The following is a 16,163-nucleotide window of genomic DNA, read 5'->3' on the forward strand; positions in this document are numbered from 1 at the left end:
GTTCTTGATGTCAACGATGTCTGCATGCCCATCGGCGCACACCGCCATCAGATATAGGGTGTTGACAAGGCATTTTGCCTTCTGTAACGATTTGGACACGGCTACCCGCGACAGGGCTTGTCCTACGATGTCATCCGACGCCTATACTGTTGAGTCGTGAGTTCGGGACAACACGCCCCCATCGTTCACGCGAGGCCGACGCTGGCCGATGTCGCGCGACTGTCCGGAGTGAGCCCGAAGACGGTCTCCCGTGTCTACGCCCACCCCGACGCCGTCTCGCCGGACACCCGCGAGAAAGTCCTGGCCGCCGCCGACCGGCTCCACTTCCGCCCCAACGTCCTGGCGAGCAGCCTCCGCCGCGACGGTCTCATGCGGACCGTCGGCTTCGTCACCGCCGAGCTCACGAACCAGTTCTACGTCCAGGTCGCGACCGGTATCGAGCGGGAGATGTCCGCCCACGACCTCACCATGGTGGTGGCCACGAGCGACGATCCCGAGGGGGAGAGGCGCGTCATCGACGCACTCGTGTCCCAGCGCGTCCGCAGCATCCTGTTCGTCCCGGTCGGCGCCGACCACTCCTTCCTCGAGGGCGAGCGACGGCTCGGCCTGTCGATCGTGGCCCTCGACCGACCGGCCCGCAACCTCGTGGCGGACTCGGTCGTGCTCGACAACCGCCGCGGCGGGTACCTGGCGACACGCTCGCTCGTCGAGCACGGGCACCGGCGCATCGGGTACGTCTGCAATCCGCTCGGGGTGTACACCCAGGACGAGCGGCTCGCCGGCTACGACGACGCTCTCGGCGAGGTGGGGCTGCCCACCGGCCGCACCTACCTCCGCGGGTCCGACGACGTGTCGGTGCCCATCGAACGCCTCATCGAGGACCTGCTCGACCTGCCGGACCCGCCGACCGCGATCGTCTGCGGGAACAACCGCGCGACCACCGCCGCCGTCCGCGTCCTGCGGCGGCGCCGCGCCGACGTGGCGCTCGTCGGCTACGACGACCTGGATCTGGCGGACATGTTCGGCATCTCGGTGATCCGGCACGATCCGGTCGAGCTCGGCCGGATCGCCGCACGGCGGGCCCTGCACCGCCTCGACGACCCCACCGGAGCGACGGAGATGATCGTGGTCCCCGTCGAGTACGTCGCCCGTGGCTCCGGCGAACGTCCCCCCGTCGGCTAGGAGCGCTCGCGAGGTTCGGGTCTGACGGTGGCCGGCCGCCGCGCCCGGCAGAGCGCCAACCGGCGCTCGCCGCGGGCCCGGATCAGGCCATGCCCAGCGCCTTGCGGACGTCCAGTCTGGCGTTGTACGAGATCGATCCCGTGCGGAACAACCGGACGCCGACCGCCAGCAGCGCGGCCGCGAACACGAACAGCTCCACCAGCACGATCAGCGCCTCCCACCAGTCCAGCGCCCCGGCCGCGTTGCGGAGCATGGCGGTGACCGGCGCGGTCAGGGGGAAGTAGGTGAAGATCTGCGCGACGGTCCCTCGCGGCTCGGCGATCAGCATCGCGACGGCGTAGAACGGCAGGAACAGCGACACGATCACGACCGCGAACGCGCTGCCGGCCTCCTTCGCGCTCGGCATCACCGAGCCGATCGCGACCAGCAGCCCGGTGAACATCAGGAACCCGGTGCCGAACAACAGCCCGCCCACGACCATCCGGCCGGGATCGATCACCAGCGCGCTGAGGTCGACATCGGGCAGGTCCACCAGTCCCGGCATGACAGCGAGGGCGACGATCACCGGCAGCGAGAACACGAGTCCCTGGATGATCCCCACGATCACGAGGGCGACCACCTTGCCGACGATGAGGGATGTCGGCCGGATGGTCGTCAGGATCATCTCGGTGACGCGGTTCTCCTTCTCCTCCAGCGTCACGTTCAGCATCTGGTTCCCGAGCATCATGATCGACAGGTAGAACAGCACCAGGAAGACCATCGGGGCGAGAAACGACAAGATCCCCCCTGTCGGCACCCCGTCCCTGTAGGTGCTGGCCTGGACGTCGACACCGGCGGCGGCCAGGGTCGCCAACTCCGGGTCACCGATCCGTTGAGCCACACTCGCCTTGATCAACGCCTGCGCGACCGAGGCGTACTTGCCGCTGTCGAACAAGCCCGCGTCCTGGCCGTACACCCGGGTCGCCTGCGTCGCCGGCTCGGCGGGAAAGGCGAAGTACGCGGTGGACGTCCCGGCCCGGACGTCGGCCAGCGCGGCCTCGCCGTCGGTCACCTCGCGCCCGCCCATCGCCGCCGCGAGGTGCGGATCGACGATCCCCGACGCGTCGGTGTAGGTGAAGTCGAAGCGCTGCTCGGACTGCGCGGTGGCCGCCGACTCCGTCGACGAACTGCTGAAGTACACCAGGCCGAACACCGCACCGAACAGCAGCGGCACGGCCAGCGACAGCGCCCAGAACGTCGGCTTGCGCAAGGTCCGGGTCACCTCGAACCGGATGACCCTGCCGACGTTGTGCACCGAGAGATTCATGTCAGTCCTCCGCTCGCTCCCCGTAGACCTGCAGGAAGATCTGCTCCAGGCTCGCCCGGGACGTCTCGAACCGACGGATCTCGACCCCGGCGTCCAGCAGTTCGCGCAGGATGCCTGTGGCCGGAGCACCGTCCGGAAGCGGGATCTCGGCGTAGTTCTGCTCCCGGACCGTGGGACGCACCGTCGGCGAGTCCGGCAGCCGCCCGGTGAACTCGATCCGCAGCGTCCGCCCACCGTACTGGTCCTGGACCTGGGGCACCGTGCCGTAGGCCTCGGCCACACCGTCCTTGAGGAGGAGAACCCGGTCGCACAGCCGCTCGACCTCCTCCATCTGGTGGGTGATCATCACGATCGTCGCGCCACGCTGCCGGTGCTCCTCGACGATGGACATCAGCAGCCGCCGGTTGACCGGGTCGAACCCCTTCGTCGGCTCGTCGAGGATGAGCAGCGCGGGGTCGTTCATGATGGTCACGCCGAGCTGGACCTTCTGCTGCTCCCCGCCCGACAGCTTGTCGAGCCGCGTGCGCTCCTTCCCGGCGAGCCCGACCTTCTCCAGATACCCGCGCGACCACCCCTCCGCCACCGCCGCCGGCATCCCCTTGAGCTGGCCGAAATAGGTCATGACAGGCAGCACGGGCTCCTTGCGGTACAGCCCGCGCTCCTCCGGCAGGTACCCGATCCGGGCACCCATGCTCGGATCGAACCGCGTCCCCTCGATGAGGGCCTCGCCACGAGCCGTGGGGTAGATGCCGAGCAGAGCGCGCAGCGTCGTCGTCTTCCCGGAGCCGTTGGAGCCGAGCAGACCGAAGGTCTCCCCGCGGTACACCTCGAAGGAGAGACCCTTCAGCACGTGCTGCTCGCCGAAGCTCATGTGCAGGTCCCGGACCGAGATGACCGCGTTCGGCTCTGTCATGTCCGCCAACCTAGCCAACGTTCGCACCCCGACGGGCACACTCCGGGAGTAGAATCGCGGCAACGACGCGGGGTGCCCCGGCGACATGGGGCTGAGAACACACCCGTCGAACCTGATCTAGATCGTGCTAGCGAAGGGACGTCGACATGACGACCACCACATCACTGTCATCCGCTGCGCTCGCGGCCGCCCTCGCCGATTTCCGGTCGGCCCAGCCGCTCGTCGCCTGCATCACGAACATCGTCGTCGCCCAATGGACGGCCAACGTCCTCCTCGCGTCCGGCGCCGCACCCGCGATGGTCGACAACCCGCGGGAGTCCGGCGACTTCGCGAAGGTGGCGAGCGGCATCCTGGTCAATCTCGGCACGCCGTATCTCGAACCCGTCGAGGCGATGCGCGTGGCCGTGTCCGCCGCGGCCGAGGCAGACACGCCCTGGGTCCTCGACCCGGTCGCCGCCGGCGGCCTGGCGTGGCGGACCGGGGTGGCGCGCGAGCTGCTGGGCCTCGCGAACCCCGCGATCCTGCGCGGGAACGCCTCCGAGATCGCGGGCCTGGCGGGCGGCGCGGGCGGACGGGGGGTCGACAGCTCCGAGTCGTCCGCGTCCGTCGTGGACATCGCCCGCGACCTCGCCAGAGCCCATCGCACCGTCGTCGCCGTGTCGGGCGACGTCGACCAGCTCACCGACGGCGACCGGCTCGTCCGGATCCACAACGGGCACCCGGTCATGACGCGGGTCACCGGCGTCGGATGCTCCCTCGGCGCCCTCATGGCGGGGTTCGCGGCCGTGACCGACGACCGGCTGCTGGCGGCCGCGACCGCCACGGCTCTGCTCACCGTCGCCGCCGAGCGCGCCGTGCGCGTCGCGCCCCGGCCCGGGTCGTTCGCCGTCGCGCTGCTCGACGAACTGGACGCCGTCACACCCGCCGACATCGAGGCAGGAGCGCGGCTGTCGTGACCCTCGACCTCTCCGTCTATCTCATCACCGACACCGGCCTGTGCGGCGGGTACGGCGTGGCCCGCACCGTCCGCGACGCCATCGGCGCCGGGGCCACGTTCGTCCAGGTCCGTGATCCCCACGCCACCGACGACGAATTCCTCGCCCTCGCCGTCCAGGTCGTCGCCGCCGCCCGCGGGACCGGGGTGCCGGTCGTCCTCAACGACCGCGTCCACCTCGTCGCCGCGGCGGGCGCCGACGGCGCTCACGTCGGGCAGGGAGACATGCCGATCGCACAGGCCCGGGAGCTGCTCGGTCCCGACGCGATCCTCGGCCTCTCGGCGTCCGAGCCGGCCGAGTTCGCCGCGGCCCGCGCCACGGGCGCCCGACTGGACTACGTCGGCATCGGGCCGGTGTTCGACCAGTCGACCAAACCCGACGCGGGAGCCGCCCTCGGGCTCGCCGGCTTGGCGGAGCGGGTGGCCGCCTGCCCGTGGCCGGCCGTCGCGATCGGCGGCATCGGACCCTCCAACATCGCCGCCGTTCGGGACACCGGCGTCGCCGGGGCATCCGTGGTGAGCGCGATCTGCGGGCAGCCCGACCCGGCGGCCGCGACCGCCTCGCTCGTGCGTGAATGGAGTCGTCGATGACCATCACCGCCTTGTCGATCGCCGGCAGCGACCCGTCGGGGGGCGCCGGCATCCAGGCCGACCTGAAGACGTTCTCGGCCCTCGGCGCCTACGGCATGACCGTGATCACGGCCCTCACCGCGCAGAGCACCCAGGGCGTCACCGGCGTCCACGTCGTCCCGACCGACTTCGTGAAGCTGCAACTCGACACCGTCCTGGCGGACATCGCACCGACCGCCGTGAAAATCGGGATGCTCGCCACGACCGACCTGGCCGACCTCGTCGGGCAGTACCTGCCCGGGTTCGCGATCAGCGTCCTCGACCCCGTCATGGTCGCCACCAGCGGGGACCGGCTCCTGTCGCGCGACGCCGAGGACGCCGTCCGCCGGCTCATCCCCCTGGCGAGCCTCATCACCCCGAACATCTCCGAGGCGGCCGTCCTGCTGGACACCGCCCCGGCGACGACGACGGCCGGACTCGAGGCCCAGGCCCGGGCCCTGCTCGACCTCGGGGCCCAGCGGGTCCTGCTGAAGGGCGGGCACCTCGACGACGCCGCGACCGACGTCTACACCGAGCCCGGACGCACCGTCCGACTCACCGCGCGCCGCGTCGCCACGACGAACACGCACGGCACCGGCTGCACCCTGTCGTCGGCGATCGCGGCGCTCCGCCCGGTCAGCGCCGACTGGGTCGACGCCGTCGCCGCCGCCAAGGAGTACCTGACCGGGGCGATCGCCGCGGCCGACGGTCTGCGGATCGGGAGCGGCAACGGCCCGGTGCACCACTTCTTCGACATCTGGGAGCGCGCATGAGGTTCACCGACCGCCTGTGGGAGGCCATCGTCCCGATCCGGGCCGCGATCGGCGAACACCCGTTCCTGCAGACACTCGGGGACGGGACCCTCGACCGCGACCTGTTCGTGGGATACCTCACGCAGGACGCCCTCTACCTCGGCCAGTACGGACGCGTGCTCGCGGGTCTCGCCACGATGGCGACCGACCCCGCCGACCTCGTCTTCTGGGCGACCGGCGCCCGGGAGTCCATCGAGGTCGAGCGGCAACTCCACGCCAGCCACGTCGCGGACCCCGACGCGGCCACGATGTCGCCGACCTCCCGCGCCTACACGTCCTACCTGCTCTCGCTCCTCGCGGGTGGGAACTACGCCGAGGCCGCGACCGGCGTCCTGCCGTGCTACTGGGTGTACCAGGACGTCGGGAACGAACTGCTGGAGCGCGCCGGGCGGCTGGACGACCACCCGTTCGCCGACTGGATCGGGCTGTACTCCGATCCGGCCTTCGCCGGTCAGGTCGAGCAGGCCCGCCGCATCGTGGACCGGCTCGGCGATGCCGCCGACGAGACCACCGCGGCGCGCATGACGACCGCGTTCGTCACGGCGTCGCGGTACGAGTGGATGTTCTGGGACGCGGCCTGGCGCCGGGAGCCGTGGCCCGTCTGAGGACCTGTCAGGGCTCGGGCGTCGCGCGCCGGTCGTGGGCGCCACGGGTGCGGTCGACGGCGACGAGCGGCGCGTACGCCGGATGCCGGTCGATCCACGCGGCCACGAACGGGCACAACGGGTCGACACGGAGCCCGAGGGCCGCGATGTCGTCGAGTGCATGGTGGACGAGGGCACTCCCGACGCCGTGACCCTCGTAGCGTCGTTCGACGAGGGTGTGGGGCAGTTGGATCACGTCGCCGTCGAGCCGGCGATACTCCGCATAGCCCGCGACCTCGTCGCCGAGCAGCGCCTCGTAGCGCGATCGTTCGGTGTTCTTCCGGATGATGACGTCCGTCATGTCGAGACCCTATCCGAAGGGCCCTGGTGAGGCACGGAATCCCTGTGGGCACGGCGGTGCAGGGCGCGCGGAAGGTCACCGTACCTTTATCGAATCGGAATGGAATCGGAACACGACCAACTTGACCAGCACTTCGGCGGAATGTTTGGGTGAGCCATGGCTAGCCCGTTGGTCCAACTCAGCAAGGTGAACAAACACTTCGGGGATCTGCATGTCCTGCAGGACATAGATCTCGAAGTGAACAAGGGTGAGGTCGTCATCCTCATCGGCCCGTCCGGGTCGGGGAAGTCCACCCTGTGCCGCACGATCAACAGGCTTGAGACGTTCGAGTCCGGGTCCATCCTCATCGACGGCGTCCCACTGCCCGAGGAGGGACGCGCGCTCGCACAGTTGCGTGCCGATGTCGGGATGGTGTTCCAGTCGTTCAACCTGTTCGCACACAAGACGATCCTGGAGAACGTCACGCTCGGCCCCATGAAGGTGCGCAAGCTCGCCAGAGCGGACGCCGAGAAGGAGGCGATGCAGCTCCTGGAACGGGTCGGCGTCGCGCACCAGGCGAAGAAGGTCCCGGCACAGTTGTCGGGCGGCCAGCAGCAGCGGGTCGCCATCGCGCGATCGCTCGCGATGCACCCGAAGGTGATGCTCTTCGACGAGCCCACGTCGGCCCTCGATCCTGAGATGATCAACGAGGTCCTCGACGTCATGGTCGAGCTGGCGGCCTCGGGGATGACGATGATCGTCGTCACGCACGAGATGGGGTTCGCCCGGAAGGCGGCCGACCGGGTCGTCTTCATGGACGCCGGTCAGATCGTCGAGACGGCCGTCCCCAATGAGTTCTTCGCCAATCCGAAGACGGATCGTGCCAAGGACTTCCTCAGCAAGATCCTGACCCACTGATCCGCCGCAACCAAGGAGGAATGGAAGTGTCTGCAAAGAAACTGGCGATGGGGGCCCTCGCGGGGGTTCTCATGCTGTCCCTGGCCGCGTGCGGCTCGGGCACGACCGGGTCCACATCCGGATCCGGCGACACAATCAAGATCGGCATCAAGTTCGACCAGCCGGGTCTCGGCCTGAAGCAGGGCGACACGTACACGGGCATGGACGTCGACGTCGCGAAGTACGTGGCGGACAAGCTGGGCTATTCCGAGTCGCAGATCGAGTGGACGCAAGCGCCGAGCGGGCAGCGGGAGTCGCTGATCGAGAACGGTCAGGTGACCTACATCGTCGGCACGTACTCGATCACCGACAAGCGCAAGGAGAAGGTGTCCTTCGCCGGTCCGTACTTCATCGCCGGCCAGGATCTGCTGGTCCGGGCCGATGACACGTCGATCACGGGTGTGGACGCGCTGAGCGGCAAGAAGCTGTGTTCGGTGACCGGGTCGACGTCCGCGCAGAACGTCAAGGACAAGGTGCCCGACGTCAACCTGCAGGAGTTCGGCACGTACTCGGAGTGTGTGGCCGCTCTCGCCGCGGGCAGCATCGACGCGCTGACCACCGACGACACGATCCTCGCCGGCTACGCCGCGCAGGAACAGTACAAGGGCAAGCTGAAGGTCGTCGGCAACACGTTCTCGACCGAGAACTACGGCATCGGCCTGAAGAAGGGCGACACCGAGCTGTGCACCAAGATCACCACCGCGATCACGGAGATGATCTCGGACGGCTCCTGGCAGACGTTCGTCACCAACAACCTCGGCCCGGCCGGCTTCACCCCCGGCGCCGGCAACCCGCCCACCCCGGCGGCCTGCTCGTAGCCCTGTGGTGCCGCCCGGCGAACGACCCTCGCCGGGCGGCACCCTCGCGAGTCAGGGTCGAACGAGTCGAGAAGTAAGGAGGCACAGTGGGTGAGATCCTCGCCAACTACGACTTCGTCGGAGCATTCTGGCTGACCATTCAGCTCTCGGTCCTCGGGACGATCGGTTCGCTGCTGCTGGGCACGATCGTCGCCGTCCTCCGGGTCGCCCCCGTGCCGGTGCTGCGGGCGATGGGCACGGGCTACGTGAACACGATCCGCAACACGCCGCTGACATTGCTGATGGTGTTCTCCATCCTCGGCCTCACCTACATCCTCGGCCTCCAGATCTCCGACAACGCGAAGACGAACGCGTTCTGGTGGGCCGTCATCATGCTCAGCCTGTACCACGCGACGTACGTCTGCGAGGCGCTGCGCAGCGGGGTCAACACCATCCCGCCGGGGCAGGCCGAGGCGGCGCGTTCCATCGGTCTCACCTTCGGCCAGTCGCTACGCGAGGTGCTCCTGCCACAGGCGTTCCGCGGGTCCATCGCGCCGCTGGGCTCGGCCATCATCGCCCTCATCAAGAACAGCACGGTCGCCGCGATGATCGGCGTGACCGAGGCCGCCGGCCTGATGTCGGAGGTCGTCGAGAACGAGACCGGCACGCTGGGCGTCTTCTTCATCTTCGCGGTCGGGTTCCTCATCATGACCTTCCCGCTGGGCGTGGCCGTCACCTGGATGTCCGAGAGACTGGCGGTGAAGCGATGAGCGCCCCCGCCCTGTTCGACGCGCCGGGTCCGAAGACCCGGGCGCTGTACAACGTCTTCACGGTCGTCGCCCTCGCCGTCGTCGCCGTCATCGGCTACGTCGTCATCACCAAGATGGGTGAGAAGGGCCAACTGGCGCCGTACATGTGGGAGCCGTTCCTCACGCCCGTGGCCTGGGTGGAGTATCTGATCCCCGGCCTGCTCGGCACGCTGCGGGCCGCCGCGACGGCCATCGTCCTGGCACTGGTCTTCGGGCTGCTGTTCGGCATGGGCCGGCTCTCCCGGTCGCCGTTCATCCGCATCCCCTGCGGCCTCGTGGTGGAGTTCTTCCGGGCCGTCCCGGTCCTCATCATGGTGATCTTCGCGTTCGGCGTGTACTCGGGGCTGCAGCTGTTCGGCAGCGCGCTCAACCCCTTCATCGCGGTCGTCACCGCTCTCACGCTGTACAACGGATCGCTGATCGCCGAACTCGTCCGCTCGGGCGTGAACGCACTCCCCAAGGGTCAGAGCGAGGCGGGTCTGTCGATCGGTCTCACGCGTGGCCAGACGCTGCGTCAGATCCAGCTCCCACAGGCGCTGACGGCGATGCTCCCGGCCCTCATCGGGCAGACGGTCGTCATCCTCAAGGACTCCGCGCTGGGGTATTCGATCACCTACCTGGACCTGCTCAACTGGTCGAAGACCCTCGGCAGTGCGTACGGGAACACGATCCCCGCCTACATCGTCGCGGCCGGGCTGTTCATCACGCTGAACTACCTGCTCACCCGGCTGGCATCGCTCGTGGAGCACCGCCTCCGCAGTCGTGGGCGCACGGCCGGCGCGGTCACCCAGGCGATCCCCGCCGCCCCGCTCGGTCCGCCCGAGGGCGAGGAGATCCTCCATCCGCACGGCCACCAGGAGGAGCCTCCGCGCTGAGCGCCGCCGTCCTGGGCACGTCGCTACCGGTGGGGCGTCGATGCTCCCGCGTCGCTACGCTCCGGCCGGGAAGCTACCGGGCGACGGGTAGCTTCGCGGCCTTGGCGTAGCGGCGCGGCCGAAGGGTAGCCACGTCGAGCGGCTCCCCGTGCACCACGACGTCCGGGCGCACCATGCCGCCGCACGCCGGGCAGCGCCTCACAGGCGGGGATCGACCGGCTCGGACTCCAGTGCCAGCACCGCGAAGACGGCCTCGTGCACGCGCCACAGCGGCTCGCCGCGAACGAGCCGGTCCAGCGACTCGCGTCCGAGGGCGTGCTCCCGGATCGCCAGGGACGCCTTGTGCCGCAGGCTCCGCGACCGCAGCCGCGCGAGGTTCCCGGGGCGGGCGTACTCGGGGCCGTAGATGATCCGCAGGTACTCCGGGCCACGGACCTTCACCCCGGGCTGGACGTCGCGGGCCCACCTCCGCTCGCCATCGGCGTCCGGCAGCGGCTTGACGATCATCCCCTCACCCCCGTCGGCGGTGAGGCCCTCCCACCAGGCGGTGGCCGCGTCCCGGTCGGCCTGCTCGGCGAGATCGACCACCCGGCGCCGCGTGGCACGGAAGAGCCCGGGGTCGGCGGCGACGAGACGGTCCGACAGGTCCAGGTGCCACCGATGATCGACGTCGACGAAGGTGCGGCCCTCGGCGGCGAGCACCTGGAAGACGGCGAGCTGGACACCGTCCAGCCCCTCGGTCGGCCACACATACCGGCGCCACGCCGCCGCATACGCGCGGGCGTCGGCGAGCCGGGCCTGCGTCCAGTCGGCGGTCTCGGTCACGTCGAGGCCGCGGGCGCGAGCGCTCTCGACGGCCGCCACGGCGGACGGCAGCGCCAGCTCGGCCGCCGCCCCGACCGGTGCGTACTGCTCCCGCAGCAACCCCATCGACTTCGCCGACCACGGCAGGAGCTCGGCGTCCAGGAGCAGCCACTCGCTGCCGAGCTCGCCGAACAGCCCCGCGGTCGTCGCGGCCGCGCGCACCCGTCCGAGCAGCGTCTCGGTGAGATCGCCCGGGAAGAACGTGCGGCCCGTCCGCGTGTACACCGCGCCGCCGTCGGGCCGCAGGTACACGACCGCGCGGGACCCCATGTGCTTCTCCTCGCACACCACGTTGCCGACGCTCCACGCCGCGTACTGGGCGAAGGCCTCCTCCGGGTGCTCCAGGTATCCCTCGCGCTGGGACGTCGCCACCGGGCACATCGTCGCCGGCAGGTACGGCACGAGCCGCGGGTGGAGAGCGAACCTGCTCATCACCTCGAAGGCTCCGGCGGCGTTCTCGGCCGTCACGGTGACCCGGCCGCCGGCGGTCTCGACGGCCCGCCGCCCGAGGACGTCGTCCAGCCGCAGCTCGTCGCGCGGCCGCTCGGCCGGCCGGGCGCCGCCGAGCGGCTTCACCGGCTCGCAGTGGACCGCCCGCGCGGGAACCTGGACGGTCTCGCGCTCGGGGTAGCGCAGCGCCGACAGCATTCCGCCGAACACGCAGCCGGTGTCGAGGCAGATCGTGTTGTTGACCCACTCCAGGTCGGTCGTCGGCGTGTGCCCGTAGGCGACGAGCGCCCGGCCGCGGTACTCCTCGGCCCACGGGTATCGCACGGGCAGGCCGAACTCGTCGGTCTCGCCGTCGGTGTCCCCGTAGAGCGCGAACGACCGCACCCGGCCCGACGCGCGCCCGTGGTAGGCCTCCTTCAGTCCCGCATGGGCGACGACGAGATTCCCGTCGTCGAGCACGAGGTGCGAGACGAGGTCGTAGCACCAGTCGCGCACGGCGCGGCGGAACTCGGGCGGCTCGGCGTCGAGCTCGGCGAGGGTCTGGGCGAGTCCGTGGGACACGTTCACGTTCCGCCCGTCGAGGGCGCGGACGAGCTTCGCCTCGTGGTTGCCGGGCACGGCGAGGGCGTGCCCGGCGGCCGTCATGCCCATGACGAGCCGCAGGACGCCGGCCACCGCGGGTCCGCGGTCGACGAGGTCGCCGAGGAAGACGGCGGTGCGCCCCTCCGCGTGAGCGGCGTCGACGGGCCGGCCGCGGTCGTCCCGGCTCACGGCGTACCCCAGCGTGGCGAGCAGGTCGAGCAGTTCGTCCAGGCAGCCGTGGACGTCCCCGACGATGTCGAAAGGTCCGTGCAGGCTCCGGCGATCGTTGAGGAGAGGGTCGCGGACGATCGTGGCCTCGTCGATCTCGGCGGGGCCCTTCAGCACATGGACCGCCCGGAACCCCTCCTTCGCACCTCCGCGCAGAGACCTGCGCAACTGGGCATGCTGCCGCCGCACGGGCCCCTCGCCGAAGGCCCGGTCGGGACGTGCCCGGTTGCGTTCTATGGCCAGGTTCACATCGACGTCCAGCACGAGGGCGACCGGGAGGACGTCGTGGTCGCGGGCCAGCGCCACGAGCGCCGCGCGGGACTCTGCGCTCACGTTGGTCGCGTCCACGACCGTCAACAGGCCCCGGTCGAGTCTCTTGCCCACGATGTAGTGCAGGACGTCGAACGCGTCGCCGGATGCGGCCTGGTCGTTCTCGTCGCCGCTCACCAGGCCGCGGCAGAAGTCCGAGCCGATCACCTCGAACGGGGCGAATGCCCGGGCGCCGAAGGTGGACTTCCCCGAGCCCGACACCCCGACCAGGGCGACGAGGCTGAGCGCGGGCACGTGCAGTTCTCTCATGCGGCCCTCCTGCCGAACACGGCGAGCTGGGTGGGTGCGCCGCGGTCGGGATCGACGTCGCCGACGCCGCGGAGCTCGACGTCGTACCCGTGGACGTCCGCGACGGCGGCGGCCCACGCGGCGAACTCGGCGCGCGTCCACTCGAAGCGGTGGTCGGCGTGACGCAGGCGCCCCTCGGGCAGTCCGTAGACCGCGTTGTACTCGACGTTCGGCGTCGTGACGACGACGTGGCTGGGCCGCGCGGCGCCGAACACGTTGGCGGCGACCGATTCCAGCCGGTCGGGCGGGATGTGCTCGATCACCTCCACCAGGAGGATCGCGTCGTAGCCGGCGAGCCCGTCGTCGCGGTAGGTCGCCGAGGACTGCCGCAGCGTCAGCCGCGCCCGCTGCCGGTCCGACAGTCGGTGCAGGCGCAACCGCCGCTCGGCGGTCGCGAGGGCGCGCGGCGAGACGTCCACCCCGAGGATCTCGGTGAAGTGGGGGTCGGCGATCAGCCGCCGCAGATAGTGGCCCTCGCCGCAGCCCAGATCGACGACTCGCCGGGCGTCGACCTCGTGCAGGGTGTTGAGGACGGCCTCGGCACGTCGAGCCGCCAGGGGCGGGCGGCCCGCGACGTCCGCGGAGCCTGTCTCCGGCATCGACGGCACCGCCGGCGCGACCTCGCCCGCCGCGACGGTCTCGCCGGCCGGGCCTGTCTCGTCGGCCGGTTCGGGCAGCGCCCCGTCGCCGGTGTCCGCCGCTGCGCCCGCGGTGTCGGGCACCGCACCGTCGAGCGCGTCGAGCCTGGCCGTCGCGTCGGCGACGAACTCGCGCCTGAACGCGAGGTAGCGGCGGGGGATGAGATCCCTGGCGGGGGGGGCGGGCAGCCACGCCTCGGCCCGCCGCAGCAGTTTCTCCACCTCGTCGGAACCGACCCAGTAGTGCTTTGCGTTGTCCAGGACCGGCAGCAGAACGTAGACGTGGCTCAGCGCGTCCGCGAGTCGCTGCTCACCGGACAGGGTGAGGTCGACGTAGGGGGCGTCGCCCCAGTCGAGGCCGGGGGCGAGCGGAACGCTGCGCGCGTCCACGGTCCAGCCGAGCGGCTCGAACAATGCGCGTACCTGTGCGTCGGCGGACGCGTCGCGGTGCGTCCGCACGGGTACGCACGGGATCCGCACGGTCAGCGGGAGCGCGCGGTCGGCCAGGCCGGGCCGAGCCGGGCATTCGCCGTTGAGCGCGCTTCGGAACACGCGTCCGAGTGCGACCGACACGAGCGACGACGCCGCGTACGGCCGGTCGTTCACGTACTGGTCGAGCAGGCCCGACTCGCTCCGGAAGCGCTTGCCGCGGACGAGGGCGATCGGGTCGATGTCCAGCAGCAGCGCACACGTGCTCTCACCGGGCTCGTCCACCGGGTACAGCACCGTGGCCCGCCCGGCGGCGAGGTCGAACGTCTGCACGCGACCGGGATGCTTGTGCAGCAGGAAGCCGAGGTCGGGTGCGTGGGGACCGGTCAGAGTCACGGACAGGAACATCTCGCCATTGTGTCGGACTCCCGGTACCCGGGGCATCCGACTTTCGGGCTCATCGCAGCCGGCCCGCCGTGCGGCCACGCCGTCCCCACCGGGCGGAACTCCCGGGCCGGACACGCGCGCATGCACCCAGCCCGTCCGGTTGCGGGGTTCACCGCCAGGTTGCGAGGCATACCGCCCCGGTGGACGCAGCCCTCGAACCGTGACCACCACCTTGCGAGGCATACGGCGCCGGATCCGGGCCGGATAACCCGTGCAACGTGGCGGTCACCCCGCAACGGCCGGATGACCCGGCCTCCTATGCCTCGCAACCTGGCTCACTCGGCGTCCTGGCGCTCGGACCACGGCTCACCGCACTCAACAGGACTGCGTCGAGATCCTCGCAGTCAGGCCAGCAGCGACCCCGCCCAGAGACCGGCGAACGCGGCCGCGGCGGCGCCGCCGGCCGTCACGACGGCGTACAGGACGGCGCGGTCGGGACTCCCGGAGAGCCCGAGGCGCATGGCCTCGACGGCCGCCGTGCTGAACGTCGTGTAGCCGCCGCAGAAGCCCGTCCCGAGCACGAGGCGGAGCTCCGCGGGAAGGCCCGGCGCGGCATGGGTGGCCCAGCCGGTGAGGATGCCCAGCAGCAGTGCGCCGCTGACGTTGACGACGATCGTCCCGATCGGCAGCCGTAACCGGTTGTGCCGTGCGACGAAGGCATCGACGAGAAAGCGGGAGATCGCTCCGAGACCGCCGGCGAGACCCAGCAGGAACAGACTCATGCGACCGCCTTCCCGGCCAGGGGCACGAGCCGGCGGGCGGCCAGGTACCCGAGGACGGCGGCGAGCGGGCCGCCGACCACGCTGGCGACCAGGTAGCAGACCCCGACGAGCGGGGCGACGGCCAGCGCTTGCACGGTCTCGACGGCGAACGTGCTGTACGTGGTGTACCCGCCGATGAGACCGGTCCCCACGGTCAGCCGGATCAGGCGGCGCCGGCCGCTGTCGGGCCCGCGCCGTCCCAGCGCCTCCAGCAGGAACGACAGGACGACCGCTCCGGTGAGGTTGATGACGAACGTCGTCCACGGGAAGTCCCCCGGCGACACCGGCCACAGCCGGGACAGCTCGGCCCGCGTCACGGTGCCGAGGGCGCCGCCGAGGCCGATGCCGAGCAACGGGAGCAGGTCGCGGTGAGGGGGTCTGAGGCGGGAGCGGCTCACTCCCACGGTGCCCTCCCTCGCCAGTCGACGACCTGGAGCGGAACCACGAGGACGGGGCGGTGCTGCCGGTGCGACAACTGCATCTGCAGCGAGCCGTTGAGGAAGTCCGACACCCGGTGGGCCCGGCCGACCCGCGTCCCGACGACGATCGCGGCGGCGTCCACGGCCCGCGCGAGATGGGTGAGGGAGCGGTCGACGCGTCCGGCGAGATAGCGGAAGTGCCACTCGGCCGGCTGCCCGGCGAGGGCGTCTCCGAGCTGCACGACGAGCGTCTCCTTCGTCGTCGTCCACGTGTCGTCGGCCGCGTCGGGGTTGATGGGCAGGTGCCGGACCGTCCCGTCGGGGTACTCGTCCTCGGTGTAGCGGGACGCGTCCACGTAGGCGAAGTACAGCGCACCGCCGGTCGCCGCGACCAGGGACGCGGCGGTCAGGGCGACGAGCGACGGCTGACCGGGTGTCACGGCGACGACGAGGGGACGCCCGGCGAACGGGGTCAGTCGCGAGGGATCCGGCTGCGGCGGTATTCGATCCACCATGGTTGTCCTCACTGGCTCACGGGCGCAGGGGCGC

The 16,163-nt window shown here is 70.7% G+C and carries 17 protein-coding genes and 1 riboswitch; of the genes, 9 read left to right on the forward strand and 8 right to left on the reverse strand.

Translation table 11 applies throughout. The features are described 5' to 3' along the window. Window positions 1-156: 156 nt before the first annotated feature. Window positions 157-1,182, forward strand: a complete 1,026-nt coding sequence (locus G555_RS0103295; RefSeq protein ID WP_211223163.1) for a LacI family DNA-binding transcriptional regulator — start codon at window positions 157-159, stop codon at window positions 1,180-1,182. Between the two features lie 82 nt (window positions 1,183-1,264). Here G555_RS0103295 and G555_RS0103300 read toward each other — a convergent pair whose 3' ends face one another. After that, complete coding sequence (locus G555_RS0103300) at window positions 1,265-2,488, reverse strand: ABC transporter permease (RefSeq protein WP_028707763.1); 1,224 nt, start codon at window positions 2,486-2,488, stop codon at window positions 1,265-1,267. Window position 2,489: 1 nt separating this feature from the next. After that, window positions 2,490-3,401, reverse strand: coding sequence for an ABC transporter ATP-binding protein (locus G555_RS0103305; protein WP_028707764.1), 912 nt, complete (start codon window positions 3,399-3,401; stop codon window positions 2,490-2,492). A 58-nt stretch (window positions 3,402-3,459) separates the two neighbouring features. After that, window positions 3,460-3,557: riboswitch (TPP riboswitch) on the forward strand. On the opposite strand from G555_RS0103305, the gene thiM reads away from it, so the two are divergent. The 4 genes from thiM to G555_RS0103325 all read left to right on the forward strand — a co-directional run bounded on the left by thiM (window position 3,548) and on the right by G555_RS0103325 (window position 6,421). Then, window positions 3,548-4,357, forward strand: a complete 810-nt coding sequence (thiM, locus tag G555_RS0103310; protein ID WP_028707765.1) for a hydroxyethylthiazole kinase — start codon at window positions 3,548-3,550, stop codon at window positions 4,355-4,357. It overlaps the preceding riboswitch by 10 nt. Next, entirely contained in the window at window positions 4,354-4,986 is a 633-nt protein-coding gene (gene thiE, locus G555_RS0103315) for a thiamine phosphate synthase (protein WP_028707766.1), read from the forward strand. Before thiM ends, thiE begins: the two co-directional genes overlap by 4 nt. Then, the gene (gene thiD, locus G555_RS0103320; RefSeq protein WP_084634654.1) at window positions 4,983-5,777 is read left to right on the forward strand and encodes a bifunctional hydroxymethylpyrimidine kinase/phosphomethylpyrimidine kinase; all 795 of its coding nucleotides are present in this window, start codon (window positions 4,983-4,985) and stop codon (window positions 5,775-5,777) included. The genes thiE and thiD overlap by 4 nt, the downstream gene beginning before the upstream one ends. After that, on the forward strand, window positions 5,774-6,421 hold the full coding sequence (locus G555_RS0103325) for a TenA family protein (RefSeq protein ID WP_028707768.1): 648 nt from the start codon (window positions 5,774-5,776) through the stop codon (window positions 6,419-6,421). The genes thiD and G555_RS0103325 overlap by 4 nt, the downstream gene beginning before the upstream one ends. A 7-nt stretch (window positions 6,422-6,428) precedes the next feature. Here the strand turns inward: G555_RS0103325 and G555_RS17700 are convergent, their stop codons facing one another. Continuing rightward, on the reverse strand, window positions 6,429-6,761 hold the full coding sequence (locus G555_RS17700; protein WP_051208351.1) for a GNAT family N-acetyltransferase: 333 nt from the start codon (window positions 6,759-6,761) through the stop codon (window positions 6,429-6,431). Between the two features lie 156 nt (window positions 6,762-6,917). On the opposite strand from G555_RS17700, the gene G555_RS0103335 reads away from it, so the two are divergent. The 4 genes from G555_RS0103335 (at window position 6,918) to G555_RS17705 (ending at window position 10,178) form a co-directional block, all read left to right on the forward strand. Then, window positions 6,918-7,658 carry an amino acid ABC transporter ATP-binding protein gene (locus G555_RS0103335; protein WP_028707769.1) on the forward strand — a complete coding sequence of 247 codons (741 nt, stop codon included), beginning with the start codon at window positions 6,918-6,920 and terminating at the stop codon, window positions 7,656-7,658. Between the two features lie 20 nt (window positions 7,659-7,678). Continuing rightward, window positions 7,679-8,515 carry a glutamate ABC transporter substrate-binding protein gene (locus G555_RS0103340; protein ID WP_036921004.1) on the forward strand — a complete coding sequence of 279 codons (837 nt, stop codon included), beginning with the start codon at window positions 7,679-7,681 and terminating at the stop codon, window positions 8,513-8,515. Between the two features lie 86 nt (window positions 8,516-8,601). Next, window positions 8,602-9,264, forward strand: a complete 663-nt coding sequence (locus G555_RS0103345) for an amino acid ABC transporter permease (protein ID WP_028707771.1) — start codon at window positions 8,602-8,604, stop codon at window positions 9,262-9,264. After that, window positions 9,261-10,178, forward strand: a complete 918-nt coding sequence (locus G555_RS17705; RefSeq protein ID WP_084634657.1) for an amino acid ABC transporter permease — start codon at window positions 9,261-9,263, stop codon at window positions 10,176-10,178. The genes G555_RS0103345 and G555_RS17705 overlap by 4 nt, the downstream gene beginning before the upstream one ends. A 198-nt stretch (window positions 10,179-10,376) precedes the next feature. Here the strand turns inward: G555_RS17705 and G555_RS0103355 are convergent, their stop codons facing one another. From G555_RS0103355 to G555_RS0103375, 5 genes are all read right to left on the reverse strand, one after another. After that, window positions 10,377-12,881, reverse strand: a complete 2,505-nt coding sequence (locus tag G555_RS0103355) for a polynucleotide kinase-phosphatase (RefSeq protein WP_028707772.1) — start codon at window positions 12,879-12,881, stop codon at window positions 10,377-10,379. Continuing rightward, window positions 12,878-14,395, reverse strand: coding sequence for a methyltransferase (locus G555_RS0103360; RefSeq protein ID WP_028707773.1), 1,518 nt, complete (start codon window positions 14,393-14,395; stop codon window positions 12,878-12,880). Before G555_RS0103360 ends, G555_RS0103355 begins: the two co-directional genes overlap by 4 nt. Before the next feature lie 383 nt (window positions 14,396-14,778). Then, window positions 14,779-15,156 carry a fluoride efflux transporter CrcB gene (gene crcB / locus G555_RS0103365; RefSeq protein WP_028707774.1) on the reverse strand — a complete coding sequence of 126 codons (378 nt, stop codon included), beginning with the start codon at window positions 15,154-15,156 and terminating at the stop codon, window positions 14,779-14,781. Further along, window positions 15,153-15,599, reverse strand: a complete 447-nt coding sequence (locus tag G555_RS0103370; protein ID WP_051208353.1) for a fluoride efflux transporter FluC — start codon at window positions 15,597-15,599, stop codon at window positions 15,153-15,155. The genes crcB and G555_RS0103370 overlap by 4 nt, the downstream gene beginning before the upstream one ends. Then, on the reverse strand, window positions 15,590-16,129 hold the full coding sequence (locus G555_RS0103375; RefSeq protein ID WP_028707776.1) for a universal stress protein: 540 nt from the start codon (window positions 16,127-16,129) through the stop codon (window positions 15,590-15,592). Before G555_RS0103375 ends, G555_RS0103370 begins: the two co-directional genes overlap by 10 nt. Window positions 16,130-16,163 lie beyond the last annotated feature (34 nt).

Origin of the sequence: Propionicicella superfundia DSM 22317, from assembly GCF_000423465.1 — a bacterium.
Classification (GTDB): Bacteria; Actinomycetota; Actinomycetes; order Propionibacteriales; family Propionibacteriaceae; genus Propionicicella; species Propionicicella superfundia.

Coding starts and splice junctions, on each gene's coding strand:
- G555_RS0103360 (WP_028707773.1), bottom strand. CDS start 14,395: ATGTTCCTGTCCGTGACTCTGACCGGTCCCCACGCACCCGACCTCGGC.
- G555_RS0103325 (WP_028707768.1), top strand. CDS start 5,774: ATGAGGTTCACCGACCGCCTGTGGGAGGCCATCGTCCCGATCCGGGCC.
- G555_RS0103340 (WP_036921004.1), top strand. CDS start 7,679: ATGGAAGTGTCTGCAAAGAAACTGGCGATGGGGGCCCTCGCGGGGGTT.
- G555_RS0103355 (WP_028707772.1), bottom strand. CDS start 12,881: ATGAGAGAACTGCACGTGCCCGCGCTCAGCCTCGTCGCCCTGGTCGGG.
- G555_RS0103305 (WP_028707764.1), bottom strand. CDS start 3,401: ATGACAGAGCCGAACGCGGTCATCTCGGTCCGGGACCTGCACATGAGC.
- G555_RS0103375 (WP_028707776.1), bottom strand. CDS start 16,129: ATGGTGGATCGAATACCGCCGCAGCCGGATCCCTCGCGACTGACCCCG.
- thiD (WP_084634654.1), top strand. CDS start 4,983: ATGACCATCACCGCCTTGTCGATCGCCGGCAGCGACCCGTCGGGGGGC.
- G555_RS0103335 (WP_028707769.1), top strand. CDS start 6,918: ATGGCTAGCCCGTTGGTCCAACTCAGCAAGGTGAACAAACACTTCGGG.
- G555_RS17705 (WP_084634657.1), top strand. CDS start 9,261: ATGAGCGCCCCCGCCCTGTTCGACGCGCCGGGTCCGAAGACCCGGGCG.
- thiM (WP_028707765.1), top strand. CDS start 3,548: ATGACGACCACCACATCACTGTCATCCGCTGCGCTCGCGGCCGCCCTC.
- G555_RS0103300 (WP_028707763.1), bottom strand. CDS start 2,488: ATGAATCTCTCGGTGCACAACGTCGGCAGGGTCATCCGGTTCGAGGTG.
- crcB (WP_028707774.1), bottom strand. CDS start 15,156: ATGAGTCTGTTCCTGCTGGGTCTCGCCGGCGGTCTCGGAGCGATCTCC.
- G555_RS17700 (WP_051208351.1), bottom strand. CDS start 6,761: ATGACGGACGTCATCATCCGGAAGAACACCGAACGATCGCGCTACGAG.